The following is a 15,933-nucleotide window of genomic DNA, read 5'->3' as shown; positions in this document are numbered from 1 at the left end:
TCTTGATATAAACCTATGTATTTTGTAATATATAGGTATATTGTTAGTTTATTTGATTCCGTTCATTCCCACACCTTATGTGTTGTGGTTGAGTTGTAGAAGTAAGTTTTTTTCTTACTTTAATTTTGAAAGGGCTTCTTTGAGCCGATTAGTGTAATTAGCTTATTTTGCTATGCACAATTAATCGACTTGAGGAGGCCTTTTTTGTTTGGGTTTAAACAGGTATAAATATACATTTCTGTATAAAACAACAGATTAAGATAGGAAATTTATATAGGGGGAGAAAACATATGAGTAATTGATTTGTTTATCAGGGAAATTGGAGGGATATGTAGTTTTTTTACGTTAAATGTATACACGGATATATGAAACTGTGGTTGTAAAATAGATACATAATAGATTTACGAATCGCAGCAAAAATAATTATATAGAAGTTTTGTAGACGACATAAATGTACTCATTATAAGAAGGATGAATAGAATTTTACTGTGAATTTTAAAAAAAACGTATCAATTGATACGTTTTTTTATTGTAATTCTAGTAAATATGAGGTACGATTTGAAAGGGGAAAGAATTTTAATGCATATTAGCTTTCAAAATAGGGAGACAAAAAAGCACACTAATTTTACAATCGGGGAGATTGAGCAGTACATATTAGAGTTTAAAAAATTAATTAAAAATAATCGATTTACGGTTTCTCGAAATGAAAAAAGGAAAGAGAATAGTGAATTTTTAGAGGCTAATAATATTAACGCTAGTAAAGTGAAAGAGATTCTTCTTAATATAGGAGTACGTGATTTTTGTTATGCAGTTGATAATAAAAATCCAAATTTTGCTCATGAAAAATTGTATATCTTTTGTCCACAATATGAGTTAGATAATTGGGGACAAAAGAAGTCGGTAGACATATATATTAAGATGAATCTAATTGAAAATAAGGACAGGAACAAATACATGATTGTTGTTTCTTTTCATAAAAGGAATAAACCAGTCACTTATCTTTTTAGGTAAAGATAAGTGACTAATGGTTTTAGAATGAGGGAGGATTTTTATGTTGGTTTTATGTGAGTTTTGTCGAGATATGGTAAGGTATTCTACTAAAGATGTTTCAAAAGTGACAGTCATTAGAGGGAAGCAATATCATTACGTAGGTAAAGAAGCAAATTGCGAGGAGTGTAAATCTGAAATATTTGTTCCTAACATTCATGATTATAATTTAGAACAATTAGATCATGCCTATAGACAACAGGAACAGTTAGTCACTATTTCTGAAATAAGAGAGGTTTTAGAAAAATATAAGATTGGAAAACGTCCATTGTCTTTACTTTTAGGTTGGGGAGAGGTTACCCTAACAAGGTATGTAAATGGAGATATTCCGACAAAGCAGTACTCGGATATATTGAAAAGATTAGGTAGAGATCAATCTTTTATGCTAGATATTTTGGAAAGAAATAAAGATTTAATTACTCAAAAAGCATATAGAGTTTCTAAAGAAGCAATCGCAAAGCTACAGGAAAATAGTGATATCCCTTCTACGCAGACTACGAAAATCGAGGAAGTTGCTAACTATTTGCTATATAAAAATGATGATATTACTCCTTTAGCTCTTCAAAAGCTGTTATACTATGCGCAAGGATTTTGTAAGGTGTTTACTGGAACATATTTATTTGAAGATGATTGTGAAGTAGGAAGTCATGGCCCGGTATATCGAGTTATTTTTAATAAATATAAAGTATATCAGTACGACAATCTTGAAGTTAGTTATGTTAGTACAAATCAATTAACTCAAATAGAAAAGGAAATATTAGACTGTGTAATGAATACTTTAGGTTGTTATAGTGGGAAGAGTTTAGAAAAAATGATTCTATTTGACTTACCATGGGAAGTTGCTCATCTAGAATTAGAAGATAATGGTCCCGGTAAACCTATTATGGAAAAAGAAGAGATAGATAATTGCTTTAATACAATGAAACAGGCATATAATTTAGTTACAATTTCTGATATAAAGAAATATGGCATAAAAGCATTTGATAATATAAACAATTCAATGTTGTAACTATATCATTTTTAATATGATTGATATATGAATTTTTTTACTGTTAATTAGGCCTCTATAAAGGTATTAAAAGATAGTACTAATTACAAAGGATTAGGATTGCAGAATATAAACACTTTTAACACGATGTAAATGTGCATATTAAATAAAAAGTAAAGTGAATTGATACATTATATGGTAAAATGATATATGTGAATACGCCTTATGAAGTAAATTTTATGCTTTGGACCTTTAGCTCAGCTGGTTAGAGCAAACGGCTCATAACCGTTCGGTCGTAGGTTCGAGTCCTACAAGGTCCACTTATAAACAAGGAGAAAGCACTCGAATGAGTGCTTTCTCCTTGTTTATAATAAATAAAGGGGATTGTGATATGAAAATAATTGATTTAGAGACAGAAAGAAAAAAAAAGGAAAAATTAATGGTAACTATTCCAATTATAGAACTAATATATGGAGAAAAAGGGGAAATTGAATTTAAAGTAGTGGGAAAGAAAGTTGTTCCACAATCCATGTTAGAGAATTAAACTACTTTCAATTCTTATAGGCTGTAAGGTCGTTAAGTGGGAGATTTCTAAGTACGAAAACTTCGTGGATTCTAATTGATTATGCTATCCCTGTAGTTCCTAAGGTTAAGAGATGAGTTTTCTCCGTTAGTATGGGAGAAAGGAAAGGACATAGCTATTGCGCTTTTAGATACGGGTTGCAATATTAATATAAAGACGTTATTCTTTCCTATGATTTCTCAGAAAGAATAACGCCTTTTTCATTTTAGAGAGTATTTTGTCTTGTTAGCTTGATAGCGATAGGGTAGCGCCATCAAAACACAAATTTCGTACGCTAAGAGAATTTGGGAAGAGCTAAGGTTCTGATTCCCTTAAAGGAAAAAACGAAAGAGAATTCCTAACAATAAAGTTGTATTCACCTAGGAAAATTAATATGCTTTGAACTAAGAGGTAAGATATTTGCCAACCTTCTTCATACTTTTTGTAGCTGGAGTTAAATACAAAATATTACAGAAGTAGAGACAACATTGATAATTAGATTTAGCCCACTGGTGCGTTGTAACTAGTCTAATAGTAATCTTTCTCGAAGCTCACTGTATTATCGAAAAGAATTGCGCATGCTAATGCATTCATTGCTTATTCTTTAGTTTATTGAATATAATGATCCTATTTCTAAAATAGAAGGATGATAGGATCAATTACTTGTCATTATAAATTTAATTAAAAAACAATTGTACTAACAGCATGTAGATAATTGTTCCACCTGCTATGGAGAGAAGCATTTGTCTCTTCCATATGTGGAGCATTATTACTACTCCTACTGAAATTAATTCTGGAGCACCATGATTGCCGGATAATAAGTTTAGATCCTTAAAACAATAAATAACTAAAAGACTTATGACAGCTGAAGGTAGTACCCTACCGAGATACTGAACATATTGCGGAGTAGGTTTATCTGATGGGAACACTAAGAAGGGAAGGAACCTTGTAATCATTGTGCCTAAAACCACTATACCCACTGTTATAACTTGTTGCAGTAAACTCATTGTCACACGGAAACCTCCTCTACGTTTTCTATTGGTTTTTTTAGGATAGTAAGTACTAATAAAATCATAATCATTGCAGGAATGATGAAATTGTTTCCACCAAAAATAATTAGGCTAAATATCGATAATCCCAGTCCTACAAGAGCGCTATAATGCTTTTTCTCCCTCATCCACTGTTCAACAAAAATCACAACGAAAAGTGCTGTCATAACGAAATCTAGTCCTTTTGTATTGAAGTGTACAAGGGAACCAAAAATACCACCAATTGCGGCTCCTATACCCCAATACAAATGATTAAGCAGTGTCACGAAGAACATAAACCAACCCTTATCAACATCTTTTGGAATATCAACAGTAGAATTAATAGAAAAAGATTCATCACATAGTCCAAAAATAAGATAAAACTTTTTCTTTCCAGTTCCTTTATACTTATCTAGCATAGAAATACCATAAAATAAATGCCGTGCATTCACCATTAAAGTAAGAAAAAGTGCATGAATTGGATTAAAAGCAACCAGTAATAAATTAGCTGCAATAAATTCCATTGATCCTGCGAATATGATTAAGCTCATTAGAATTGGATATATTGCACTGAAACCCAGAGAGTTCATGTAGATTCCATAAGCAATTCCTAAAAATACAAAACCAGCAAAAATAGGTATTGTATAAGGGAAAGCTGCACGGAATGCGATTCGTATTTGATTTCTATTTTTCATATTATTCACATCCTTAATCAAGAGCTTTATTGCATACAAATTTAACACATAAAATCCATACAATGAATAAGAAAATTGTATGGATTACAATTTTCTTTAGAGGAGTGTGTTATTCTAACTTTAAAATAATGCTGAGTTTATATCCTTATAATAATTTTCAAAGTTTATAAATCTTAATTTTAACTTTTAAAATCTATACTATAAAAATTTAATCGTAGAGGTGAAGCATGCCAGTAAATTCATTTGAAAATTACTCTATGTCTTGGAAACCTAATAAGGAACTATTAAAGCGTCCGTTTTATTCCTCTATTGCAGCACTACTTGAACATGATATTGTAAATGGTTTTTTAGCTCCAGGAACAAAATTGCCTCCACAACGAGAATTAGCAGATTTTTTAGATTTAAACTTTACAACAATTACCCGAGCTTACAAACTATGTGAAGTTAAAGGCCTAATTTATGCAATCACAGGGAGTGGAACTTTTGTAGCTCCTAATGCAACTCGTTCCATTACTATTTCTACAGAGGAAATCAGAAACTGCATTGATCTTGGATTAGTAGCATCATTTGAGCAAACTAATAGTATTGTCGCAGAGACTATTCAAAAAGTCGTAGATAAAAAGTATTTAGAGCAACTATTAAATTACAATGATCCAACTGGTCTTCCGCATCAAAAAACGGCAGGTCTCAATTGGATGAAGTCTTTCGGCATTAATGTGGATCAAGACCATATAGCAATAGTTTCGGGGGCACAAAATGCTTTAGCAATTACATTGACAGCGTTGTTTAAACCTGGAAACCGAATTGCAACTGATATATATACCTATTCAAATTTTATCGAATTGGCAAAAATGCTACATATTCAATTAGTACCCATTCAAGGGGATGAATTTGGAATGCTCCCAAGTGAACTCGATAAGCAATGTAGTCAATTAGATATTCATGGTATTTTTTTAATGCCTTCTTGCTCTAATCCTACTACGATTATGATTTCAGATTTTCGAAAAAAAGAGTTAGCAGCAATCATTCGAAAGCATCAAATAATTTTGATTGAGGATGATATTCATGCATTTTTGACAGCAGGGGTTATTTCTGATTATGAGCAACCAATGTTTAATTTACTTCCAGAACAAAGTGTTTATATTAGTGGAACTTCTAAGTGCATTTGTTCAGGGTTAAGGGTTGCTTATATGGTATTCGGGGATGCCTTACGTAAGGATATTTTAAAGGCTATATTTAATGTCAATGTTAAAACATCTTCTTTAGACGTAGAGGTGATAACAGAGCTAGTGTTATCAGGAAAAGCTCATGAAATTGTTAAGCAGAAGAAATTTTTAGCGGAGTCTGCAAACGAAATTTATTCAGGCTATTTTTCTTCCAACAAGGCTGTAGGGCATCCTTTTAGTTTTTACCGTTGGCTACCTATTCAAAATCATTATGATGCATTTCAATTAGAAACAGATTTGGAGAGGAACGGCATTCGGGTTTTTCATTCCGAGCGCTTTATTACCGCACAAACCATGCCTAATCAGTATTTACGAGTTGCTCTATCCTCTACAAACTCATTAGAAGAGTTGAAAATAGGGCTAGAAATACTAAAACAATATCTCGGCTAGTTTAAAAAGAATACAGCAGACATTTACTTAAAATAAAGGAAAATGCTATTTAACAGTAAAAATGTAGTAAAAACTCTTCTATAGGCAAGAAGAGTTTTTTTGTGAGTCTATAGTGTTCTGGGGGTATTAGTATTTTTATCATTAAAACAATAAATAAATATATATAAATATAATGTATTTGTGTTATTATGATTAAGTTGGAAAATAAAGTATATTTTTATTCGTAAAAATAATTAGGAGAAGAAGGGGAAATAGCATGAAAATGAAAAAAATGATTTTAACAGGTGTAGTACTTGCAGCAACAACTTTAACATCTTTATCAAATGTACAGGCAGATACAACATTTAAAGATGTTCCAGCAAATCACTGGTCTACAAAAGCAATTTATGATTTAACAAATCGTAAAGTAGTGCAAGGGTACGGAAATAATATCTTTGGCTTTGGTGACAATGTAACTCGTGGGCAAGTTGCTCGAATGATTTATATGTACCTAAAACCAGCAGATGCAGATGCTAGCTTCAAAAATCCTTTTACTGATATTAAAGGACATTTGTTTGAAAAAGAAATCTTAGCACTTGCTAAAGCAGGATTTGTAAATGGGTTTGGTGATGGGAAGTATGGTCCAGATGATATTTTAACTCGTGAACAAATGGCACAAGCACTTACAAATGCTTTTAAATTTAAGGCAACGAAAACAACAAAATTTTCAGATGTTGATAAAAATTCTTGGTCTTACGGTGCAATTAGTGCATTAGAGGAAAATGGGGTTACAATTGGTACTGGAGGTAATATGTATTCTCCCAAAATGTTTGTAACACGTGAAGCGTATAGTCAGTTCTTATATAACTCTATTAATGCAGTTGAAAAAGAAACAAAACCAGAGCCAAAGCCAGAGACAAAACCAGGGGTAACGCCAATAGGTATTCCCAATGCGTTAGTGACAGATGATTTTTTCTTTGATAGATATTCAATTGAAATTTCATCTGTAAGAGAGCGATCTATTTCTAAACAAGGTCAAAATCTTGTTACTGAAGTAAATAAGAAATATAATGCGAATTTCAGATATAGATATGTAGCATCAGAAATTGATCTATATACTCCTAATTTGCCAAGAATGATTGACTCTCATGGTTCATTTTCGTTTGTTGGGAAGGATGAAGATAACTTCTATTTCATGTTTGTCGTTGACAAATCAACTGTTGAGTTAGCGAAAAACTGGATGCATATGATAAATCCGAATTTCACTCTTGATAAAGAGATTGATAGATTAGTAAATCCAAATCCAGAATTAAAAAAAGAAATTGATAGTTTTGTAAAAAATGATAAGGATTATATCAATCGTTTTGAAAAAGATAATCATAGCGTAGAATTAAATGTAAGTCCTCTACAGTGGGTAAAACCTGGGGAGTCTGTAGTTACTCTACATCCAGATTACTATGTATTAGGAATTTCTGTACAGGGAAAGTAATATTTAAGTAGTGTATTGATTTTCGTACAGTGAAGGATAGACAATATTAGGGCTTATTGATTTTTTGAAACAGACCTACTGTTATTGAAGTGCACCCCAATTGTTAGACACATAATTAACAATTAGAGGTGCATTTTTTTATTTGCTTAACTGTATAGATTTTTTAAACAATAGATACTATTTCATTTCTTTTGCTTTAAAGATGGAGCACTCTCTTTTTCTCGTCAGCGTTTGAACCAACAATTAAAACATCTTAATTCCTTTAGCAAGGCTTGTAAAATTCCAAAAGTTCAACAGGAATATTATTTTTGTATGCTATACATGCTTTTGTATCACCACGCTGAATGGTCTTTTGGTCAATTAACAAAAGCGCAGCAAACGTATTTGCTTCTATCTCTAATTTATCAACGGAAAAGAATGTATTCTTACGCAGAAAAGGTGTATTTGCATGAGTATGTAGAACCGCGTGTCCTAATTCATGGGCACAAACAGTTCTCTGCATAGATGGAGATAAATTAGTATTAATAACAATGAAACGATTTCTTTTTTCATATTTATAAAAACCATTTATTTCTTCATGTAAATCCCATGTTAGTACATGTATTTTTAAGTAATCTGCAAGCTCATAGGGGTTTTTCGTGTTGTATTTGGTGCAAAGTTGTTGGACTAGATCTCTAATGACGAATTTCAATGTTTTCCCTCCTAAGCTTGCATCAGTTATCGTCTGGATTACGATATTTCTTAGGCACGTATTTTTTATTGATTACTTTTGTTTGTTTTACAATGTACTCCATCGCATCTAATAATGACTCTACCGCTTCTTGACTCATAGGTTCACCAGAGAACATTAAGCCATCTTCGCCTTGTAGATCTTTCTTTATTTCTTCCATTCTTTTTGCTATATCTTTCTCATCTTTTGGCGTTACTTGTTCGTTTGGTTCGCCTGTAACAGATCGACCAAGTAAATAGTCAGCTGAAACTGAAAAGCAATCAGCTAATTTAGTTAAAACATCATGTGGAGGGAACCTCTCTTCTGATTCGTAGTAACCTATCATTCTTTGGGATACGCCGATTTTTTCTGCCAGTTGTTTTTGAGTTAAATTCTCTTTTTTTCGTAAGGATTTTATTCTAAGTCCTATCACATCGTTCACCTCTCTAATTGAACTAATTGTTCTCTTTGAATTCATTTTAGCACAAAAAGTTCTTTTATGCATTGACAAAGAACAATTAGTTCTTTAATCTGTATTTAGAACTAATTGTTCTTATGGAGGTGTGATAATGGGAAATAAAATGTACGATCCGAAAAAAAACTTATATAAAGAAATTGCTAGCTATTGCGGAGTAACTGAACGCTATATTCGAATGATTGATCAAAAAGAAAGAACGCCATCAATGGAGACAGCTAGGAAGATTGCACAGTTTTTTGATAAGAGTGTAGATGATATTTTTTTTAGTAATAAATCGAACTTTAAGTTCTTTTTAACCGCACTTTGGTTTAAAAAGTGTGGAAAGTAGATTTTGTCATGGAGAAGTTAAGAGTTGCAATAAGTAAGTAAAAAAGGTTTGAAAATATGAGAGGTAGATAATATGGGGATTTTCCGAGTAAAAAAAGATAATAATTATTCCGTTATTAATAATACCGGTCTAAAGGATAAGAGGCTTTCTTGGAAGGCGAAAGGAATATTAGCTTACATACTTACACTTCCAGATGATTGGGTGTTTTATAGAGAAGAATTATCGCAACATGCAAAAGACGGTATTAATAGCTTAAGAGCTGGAATGCAGGAATTAAAAGAGTACGGATATATTAGAAGATTTCCTGTTAGAGATGAAAAAAACAAAATTGTTAGATGGGAGACAATTATTTACGAAATCCCAGTGGATGATTATCCACCAGTGGAAAACCCACCTGCTGGAAAACCTGTTGCTGGTAACCTACCGGTGGATAATCACAAGCTACTAAATACTAATATACAAAGTACGAAAGAACTAAATACTAATATACAAAATATAAATCATATTCATGATAATAAACAAAGTTTACTCTCAAAAAAATTAACAAATGAAGATTTTAAAATAAGTCATCAATTTTTGATGAAGAATAGAATTTCATTAAGTGAAATAGCAATTATAGAGCTTGGTGCATTTTGTGAATCATTAGGTAGTGAACTAATTGGGGAAGCAGTAAATAGATCAATTGATGAAAATGTACCAAAGTGGAGATATGTACGTGGGATTCTTAAAAATTGGGAAGCCAAAAAGGTAAAAACACTCAAGGATGTAGCTATGCTAGATGCACAGTTTGATCTTGGTAAGAATAAAAAACAATTTGGGTCAGGGAATACCAATCGAAATGAAATGGTACCAGAATGGTTACATGAAAAAGAAGATATTCCAGAAGAGCAGCCTATAAAAAATAATGAGTTAACTATTGAAGAAGAGCGTGAGAGATTAAAAACTTTATTAAAAAAATATAAATCATAATTAATATTTATAAATTTTATTAAATTGATAATAAAGGTTAGCTTATCTTTGGTGTTGAACTACTCACCACTTAACGTCCTAATGAACTGTTTGAAGTGGGAGATTCCTGCGAACACCGATGTATCCACCAGTTATCTTAGCAGGCTCTATCCGCAGTCCCTACGGTGAGAACATAAGTATCTTGTACGCTGACTCACCACACTACCTACTTTAGCTTGGTTTTCGCAATTTTGAGAAGCGTGGGGCGATAGAACGTTGAAGATTTTACGGTTGCAACGTTTTTCTGCAACCAACCTCATATCTTCAGTTTTCGAAGAGCAATCTGTACAAGTAAATGATAGCAAATATGTTGGCTTATGCCAACCGACATTCATCTCCCACCTAAAATTGGTGTTTCACACCTTCACATTTTTGAGGAAGGAGTCTTCTTTCGGAAAACGATAAAAATAAAAGCAGCATTTAAATAAAGAGAAGTAGGGGGATTATTATATGTTTGACTGGCTTAAAGATTATCAGAAACTAGAAGAAGAAATTGCATATTTAGAATATAACTTAGACAAATCAAAAGCAGAATTAAAGCGCTGGACTAGTGGGGACTTGCAAAATATACGATTAACTGCTGAATCGGAAGGGGCTAAAGTAGAAGATCGGATTGAAGCTATTGAATATGAATTAGGACATAGGATGAATGAAGTATTTGATTTAAAGATTTTAATTAATAAGTTTACAGGATTAGATCATCAAATACTCAAAATGAAGTATATTGATGGAATGACCTTAGAACAAATAGCGTTTGACTTGCATTATAGTACAGGCTATATCCGACGCAAACATGCTGAAATAAGAAAGATTGTCAAGTTTGTAGAAGGGTTTTAATGTTACCTTTTTGTAGGATACATGCAGTGTACAGAAAGTATTGAAAAAGTGATTTATAGTAGTAATATAAGATTTTGACGAAAGGGCAACTATTTTTATGGTTGCTCTTTTTGTTGTGAAAGAAGGTGAGCAACATGAAGTAATTTTAAAAAATAATTTTCATTTAAGTGTTAGAGGTACTTAGTAGATTAAGAGTTTTATAGAAAAAATAATAGGAAAATAAGGAGAGATTTAGTAATGAGTATATTAGCTGCTTCAGTTAAAACAAAGAATCTGCCACAACAAGTGTTACGTTGGCAATCAATGGTAGAAAGTGAATGTTCAGCACAAGGTGTGTCTGAATTAGTTCCCTATGTACTTGGGATTATTATGGTGGAGAGTGGAGGAAACTCTGAAACAACACCTGATATTATGCAGTCCAGTGAATCACAAGGTTGGGCGATGAATACAATTAAAAATCCTAAAGATTCAATTTATTATGGAGTAAAGCATCTAAAAGGAGCTTTTGATGATGCAAAGAAAAATGGCATTACAGATTTAAGTGCCATTGTTCAATCATATAATTTTGGACGAGCTTACCTTCGCTGGTTAGCTTCTAACAATAAACAACATTCATTACCGGTGGCAGATCAGTATTCTAAAACGGTTGTTGCGCCATCACTTGGTAATACAACTGGTGCTATGGTCAAGTATAGTCAGCCTATTGCTGTTGCATATAATGGTGGCTATCGATATAAAAATGGAGGGAATTTCTTCTACTCTGAAATTGTTAAACAATATGTAGATTTTGATGAAGCTGGTAATAACAATAAACCAATACAACCGGTGGGCTTGGGGATTGCTGTAAATAAATATCCGAATAACGGTGGGATTAATCTATATAGCCAACCACAAGGAGGATATTTTACGAGGGTAATTTATGATAAAACACCGTACCTTATTATAGATGCAGCGTGGTATGAAAATCCTATGATTTGTCTAGGAAACGAGGCATGGGCTGCTCTGGAACATTTCGATGTGCAATGGTTTAGTGCTTATTCAAAATATCCACCAGGCGGTGGTATTAACACATATGATGGTCCTAACGGAAATTATACAGGTTTTGTAGATGGATCTGCTCCATATAGAGTTTTTGGACGATTAAATGGTTATATAGATATTGGAAATAATACATGGGTAAAAGAAGAACATTTTAATGTTAAATAATGAAGGATAGCTTTTCGTTCTGTTCATCTTAAAATTTGAACAACTAAAATATATCCAAAAAATAATAAATATAGACAGTGAACGAAGGTGCTCATTTAAGTACCTTTTTTAAATGGTGTAAAAATAGAAAGGGAGACTAATATGACAAAATTTATTTATCCTACAGATACAACGAGAGTAACAAGTGGTTTTAGAGGCAGCAGACCAGATCACCATGGGATAGACCTTGCTGAAGCAGGTTATCACCCTATTTATGCAGCGGCTAGCGGTCAAGTTAGTCGTTCTTATTTTTCATCTAGTTATGGTGAATGTATTATGATTGTGCATACAATTGATGGAGTTACATGGGAAACTGTATACGCTCATATGCGTAGTGGTTCTCGAACAGTAAACGAAGGTGATTATGTTTCACAAGGACAAACTATTGGAGTTATGGGAAACACGGGGGATTCTAGTGGCCAACACTTACATTTTGAATTGCATAAAGGACGTTGGAATGCGAGTAAAAGTAATGCTGTGAATCCGTTAGATCACTTGGGTAAAGCTGGTGGTGGTAACAATACTGATAAACCAATTCAACCAGTAGGTCTGGGGATTGCTGTAAATAAATATCCGAATAATGGAGGGATTAATCTATATAGCCAACCGCAAGGAGGATATTTTACGAGGGTAATTTATGATAAAACACCGTACCTTATTATAGATGCAGCGTGGTATGAAAATCCTATGATTTGTCTAGGAAACGAGGCATGGGCTGCTCTGGAACATTTTGATGTGCAATGGTTTAGTGCTTATTCAAAATATCCCCCAGGCGGTGGTATTAACACATATGATAGTCCTAACGGAAATTATACAGGTTTTGTAGATGGATCTGTTCCATATAGAGTTTTTGGACGACTAAATGGTTATATTGATATTGGAAATAATGCATGGGTAAAAGAAGAACACTTTAATGTGAGATAGTATTTTGAAATCTATAAATATCAAATTAAATGGAAGAAGCAGTGTGATACTTTTCTATGAATTCGTTTAAAACGATGGTGTAGGAGTGTAGAGAGGAATTAAAGGAAGAGCAACTGATAAACAGTTGCTCTTTTTCTTTTTTAGCAGGTGAAGACAAGGAATTTATTAGAGAAAATGCTGGCCGTATGGAGATTAGGTTACTAGATGTACTAAATAATGCAGTGAGAATTTTAGTAATAAAAACGAGAGAATAAAAAGGAGATGTTCAGTAATGGAGATTAGAAAAAAATTAGTGGATTCAAGTAAATATGCCATAAAATGTCCCAATGTAATGAAGCCAGAATTCATCACAGTACATAATACGTACAATAATGCATCAGCTGAAAATGAAATTTCTTATATGATTGGAAATAATAATGCAGTTTCGTTCCATGTTGCAGTAGATGACAAAGAAGCAGTACAAGGTATTCCGTTTGATCGTAATGCTTGGCATGCTGGTGATGGTAACGGAAATGGTAATCGTAAATCCATCGGAGTGGAAATTTGCTATTCTTTAAGTGGTGGGGATAGATATTATAAGGCGGAAGATAATGCAGCAATTGTTATAGCTCAGTTAATGAAACAATTCAACATTCCAATTAGTAATGTACGTACACATAAATCGTGGAGTGGGAAACATTGTCCACACCGTATGCTTGACGAGGAAAGATTGGATCAATTCATTGAGAAGGTAAATAAAGTATTTAACAACAATAATAATAAACCAATACAGCCAGTAGGTCTGGGGATTGCTGTAAATAAATATCCGAATAATGGAGGGATTAATCTATATAGCCAACCGCAAGGAGGATATTTTACGAGGGTAATTTATGATAAAACACCGTATCTTATTATAGATGCAGCGTGGTATGAAAATCCTATGATTTGTCTAGGAAACGAGGCATGGGCTGCTCTGGAACATTTTGATGTGCAATGGTTTAGTGCTTATTCAAAATATCCCCCAGGCGGTGGTATTAACACATATGATGGTCCTAACGGTAATTATACAGGTTTTGTAGACGGGTCTGTTCCATATAGAATTTTGGCACGAAAAGATGGTTATTTGGTGATTGGAAATAATGCATGGGTAAAAGAAGAACATTTTGATGTGAGATAAGGTTAAAGAATTAGAGTCACTCGTATGAGTGGCTATTTAATTTTTGGATTGGAGTATGATTGAAAATAGAAAATGTCAGTAGTGTTCTATACTAAGTTGTTTTTATGTATCGATTCAAGAATAAAAGGAGTAGTTTAGTGCGTAATTTGTTTATGTTGAATTAAATAAGAAGTGGGAAAGAGGTGGCAAAATGGATAGTTTACAAGAGGTGAAAGGTGATATTCAGGAAATAAGGCAAGATATTAAGGATATACGATTAGAGATTAAAAGTTTAGAAATGCGGACGACAGGTAATGAAAAGGACATTATTAATATTAATAAGCAATTAGACAAAATCAGTGCTAATACAACTTGGATCCTACGCCTTATTATTGGTGGACTAATTGGAGCTGCTCTTACCTTCTTTTTGAAAGGAGGAGGTATGTAATGATTGAAATTACAGCAATGATTGGGGTTGTTGTAGGAATTTCACAAATTGCAAAAACAACTGGACTGCAAACAAAATATATTCCGTTATTTAATTTAACACTTGGCATTACGCTAGGTGTTTTATTTTTGTCTCAAGATATTAAAATGAATTTATTTCAAGGAATGATTATCGGATTGTCAGCTAGTGGATTATTTGACCATACAAAAATTATAAAAAGGGATGCCGATAGAAAATGAAAAAGAAATATAAGCATATTTTATCCATAGTTGTTGCAATGATTTTAGTAGTATCAATTGAAACAAATGTATTTGCTGATAGAATTCTATTTATTCCTGATTTACCAAAACAACCATACCGTTATGGTGTTGGAGCTTATGAAGGTGTTGTGGCACATTCTACAGCTACCCCAGAGGCACCAGCAATTAATATTCAAAAATATGAGTCTCGTACATGGCGTTCAGCGTTTGTTCACTACGCAGTGGATTGGAATGAAAAAATTCAAATTGCATCTACAAAACATCAGGCATGGGGGGCAGGTCCAGCAGCAAATGCTAGATTTGTTCATGTTGAATTGTGTGAGACAAGTGATCCATTAAAATTTAAGCGTTCATATGAAAAATATATAGAATTAATTGGGGAAATCTTGCGAGAACGAAATATTCATCCCTCTAAAGGATTATGGACCCATAGGGATATTACTTATAAATTAGGCGGGACAGACCATGAAGATCCACTGGATTATCTTCGTAGTCATGGCGTATCTGAGGCTAAGTTCCGAGCAGACGTGTTAAAGGTTTATAATGGGAGCACGGTTACAGTGGATACCAAACCACAAAAGACAAATGAAATACCTGGTACAGTAGAGTCGAATGGTATTGCATATATTGAAGGATACAATGTAAATCTTCGCTCTGGACCATCAACAGAAAATAGTGTTATTCGTAAGCTACAAAAAGGTGAGACTTATAAAGTATGGGGTAAATTAGGAAATTGGTTACATCTTGGTGATAACCAATGGATTTATTATGATTCTTCATATATACGTTACCAAGGAAATGAACCTGCTACAGTAATTGGTAAAAGAGTTATTTCAAAAGTAAATAATTTACGTTTCTATGATTCTCCATCTTGGCAAGATAAAGATGTTGCCGGTACTGTAGATATGGGTTTAGGATTCATTATTGATACAAAGGTAATTGTAAATAATTCACCACAATATAGAGTGCACAATAGTAAAGGTAAAACATATTATATAACAGCAAACGAAGCCTATGTGTATGTGAAGTGAAAGAGAGGATCTGCTTGGTCATCTCCCTGTCAAGTAGACAGTAATAAAAAGAGTATTATGCCACGGCCTTTTCCCGATATTCTATCGGGGAAAGGCCGTGAAGTTTTTCTTGGAATCTTTCTGTAT

General features: G+C 33.1%; 19 protein-coding genes and 1 tRNA gene. 15 read left to right on the top strand and 5 right to left on the bottom strand.

What is annotated here, in order from left to right; genetic code table 11:
• Nucleotides 1-579 precede the first annotated feature (579 nt).
• From ACTFRH_RS24135 to ACTFRH_RS24120, 4 genes are all read left to right on the top strand, one after another.
• Complete coding sequence (locus tag ACTFRH_RS24135; RefSeq protein WP_000548171.1) at nt 580-1,011, top strand: hypothetical protein; 432 nt, start codon at nt 580-582, stop codon at nt 1,009-1,011.
• 40 nt (nt 1,012-1,051) lie between these two features.
• Complete coding sequence (locus ACTFRH_RS24130; protein ID WP_000960612.1) at nt 1,052-2,056, top strand: type II toxin-antitoxin system antitoxin SocA domain-containing protein; 1,005 nt, start codon at nt 1,052-1,054, stop codon at nt 2,054-2,056.
• A gap of 225 nt (nt 2,057-2,281) precedes the next feature.
• Nucleotides 2,282-2,355, top strand: a tRNA-Ile gene (locus tag ACTFRH_RS24125).
• A gap of 71 nt (nt 2,356-2,426) precedes the next feature.
• Nucleotides 2,427-2,579, top strand: coding sequence for a hypothetical protein (locus ACTFRH_RS24120; RefSeq protein WP_000691088.1), 153 nt, complete (start codon nt 2,427-2,429; stop codon nt 2,577-2,579).
• Nucleotides 2,580-3,274: 695 nt separating this feature from the next.
• Here ACTFRH_RS24120 and ACTFRH_RS24115 read toward each other — a convergent pair.
• Together ACTFRH_RS24115 and azlC are read right to left on the bottom strand one after the other, a co-directional pair.
• Complete coding sequence (locus ACTFRH_RS24115; protein ID WP_000178820.1) at nt 3,275-3,610, bottom strand: branched-chain amino acid transporter permease; 336 nt, start codon at nt 3,608-3,610, stop codon at nt 3,275-3,277.
• Nucleotides 3,607-4,320 carry an azaleucine resistance protein AzlC gene (gene azlC, locus ACTFRH_RS24110; protein ID WP_000797392.1) on the bottom strand — a complete coding sequence of 238 codons (714 nt, stop codon included), beginning with the start codon at nt 4,318-4,320 and terminating at the stop codon, nt 3,607-3,609. Before azlC ends, ACTFRH_RS24115 begins: the two co-directional genes overlap by 4 nt.
• Before the next feature lie 227 nt (nt 4,321-4,547).
• On the opposite strand from azlC, the gene ACTFRH_RS24105 reads away from it, so the two are divergent.
• Together ACTFRH_RS24105 and ACTFRH_RS24100 are read left to right on the top strand one after the other, a co-directional pair.
• Nucleotides 4,548-5,936, top strand: a complete 1,389-nt coding sequence (locus ACTFRH_RS24105) for an aminotransferase-like domain-containing protein (RefSeq protein ID WP_001145012.1) — start codon at nt 4,548-4,550, stop codon at nt 5,934-5,936.
• A 256-nt stretch (nt 5,937-6,192) separates the two neighbouring features.
• Nucleotides 6,193-7,404, top strand: coding sequence for an S-layer homology domain-containing protein (locus ACTFRH_RS24100; RefSeq protein ID WP_000782478.1), 1,212 nt, complete (start codon nt 6,193-6,195; stop codon nt 7,402-7,404).
• Nucleotides 7,405-7,666: 262 nt separating this feature from the next.
• On the opposite strand, the gene ACTFRH_RS24095 is transcribed toward ACTFRH_RS24100, so the two are convergent.
• Nucleotides 7,667-8,095, bottom strand: coding sequence for an ImmA/IrrE family metallo-endopeptidase (locus ACTFRH_RS24095; RefSeq protein ID WP_000673778.1), 429 nt, complete (start codon nt 8,093-8,095; stop codon nt 7,667-7,669).
• Between the two features lie 22 nt (nt 8,096-8,117).
• On the bottom strand, nt 8,118-8,546 hold the full coding sequence (locus ACTFRH_RS24090) for a helix-turn-helix domain-containing protein (RefSeq protein WP_000579788.1): 429 nt from the start codon (nt 8,544-8,546) through the stop codon (nt 8,118-8,120).
• 136 nt (nt 8,547-8,682) lie between these two features.
• On the opposite strand from ACTFRH_RS24090, the gene ACTFRH_RS24085 reads away from it, so the two are divergent.
• From ACTFRH_RS24085 to ACTFRH_RS24045, 9 genes are all read left to right on the top strand, one after another.
• The gene (locus tag ACTFRH_RS24085; protein WP_000527101.1) at nt 8,683-8,919 is read left to right on the top strand and encodes a helix-turn-helix transcriptional regulator; all 237 of its coding nucleotides are present in this window, start codon (nt 8,683-8,685) and stop codon (nt 8,917-8,919) included.
• Nucleotides 8,920-8,991: 72 nt separating this feature from the next.
• The gene (locus tag ACTFRH_RS24080) at nt 8,992-9,888 is read left to right on the top strand and encodes a DnaD domain protein (RefSeq protein ID WP_000510881.1); all 897 of its coding nucleotides are present in this window, start codon (nt 8,992-8,994) and stop codon (nt 9,886-9,888) included.
• Nucleotides 9,889-10,377: 489 nt separating this feature from the next.
• Nucleotides 10,378-10,764 carry a hypothetical protein gene (locus ACTFRH_RS24075; protein WP_000460734.1) on the top strand — a complete coding sequence of 129 codons (387 nt, stop codon included), beginning with the start codon at nt 10,378-10,380 and terminating at the stop codon, nt 10,762-10,764.
• A 237-nt stretch (nt 10,765-11,001) separates the two neighbouring features.
• Nucleotides 11,002-11,970, top strand: coding sequence for a lysozyme family protein (locus tag ACTFRH_RS24070; RefSeq protein ID WP_061884948.1), 969 nt, complete (start codon nt 11,002-11,004; stop codon nt 11,968-11,970).
• 141 nt (nt 11,971-12,111) lie between these two features.
• Entirely contained in the window at nt 12,112-12,933 is an 822-nt protein-coding gene (locus ACTFRH_RS24065; protein WP_061884947.1) for a M23 family metallopeptidase, read from the top strand.
• Between the two features lie 271 nt (nt 12,934-13,204).
• Nucleotides 13,205-14,089, top strand: a complete 885-nt coding sequence (locus ACTFRH_RS24060) for a peptidoglycan recognition protein family protein (protein ID WP_440048819.1) — start codon at nt 13,205-13,207, stop codon at nt 14,087-14,089.
• Nucleotides 14,090-14,279: 190 nt separating this feature from the next.
• Nucleotides 14,280-14,516 carry a hemolysin XhlA family protein gene (locus ACTFRH_RS24055; RefSeq protein WP_000377823.1) on the top strand — a complete coding sequence of 79 codons (237 nt, stop codon included), beginning with the start codon at nt 14,280-14,282 and terminating at the stop codon, nt 14,514-14,516.
• A complete protein-coding gene (locus ACTFRH_RS24050) occupies nt 14,516-14,755 on the top strand; it encodes a hypothetical protein (RefSeq protein ID WP_000570185.1) in 240 nt (79 codons plus the stop codon). Before ACTFRH_RS24055 ends, ACTFRH_RS24050 begins: the two co-directional genes overlap by 1 nt.
• Complete coding sequence (locus tag ACTFRH_RS24045; protein WP_000731449.1) at nt 14,752-15,807, top strand: N-acetylmuramoyl-L-alanine amidase; 1,056 nt, start codon at nt 14,752-14,754, stop codon at nt 15,805-15,807. Before ACTFRH_RS24050 ends, ACTFRH_RS24045 begins: the two co-directional genes overlap by 4 nt.
• Before the next feature lie 55 nt (nt 15,808-15,862).
• Here ACTFRH_RS24045 and ACTFRH_RS24040 read toward each other — a convergent pair.
• Nucleotides 15,863-15,933 (bottom strand): IS3 family transposase (locus tag ACTFRH_RS24040; RefSeq protein WP_325782447.1); only part of this gene is annotated, 71 nt, incomplete at its 5' end.

This window comes from Bacillus cereus group sp. MYBK216-1, from assembly GCF_051916495.1.
In the GTDB taxonomy this organism is placed as follows: domain Bacteria; phylum Bacillota; class Bacilli; order Bacillales; family Bacillaceae_G; genus Bacillus_A; species Bacillus_A thuringiensis_K.
Note: the sequence above shows the minus strand (reverse complement) of the source record. Positions and strands in the feature narration are given on the sequence as shown.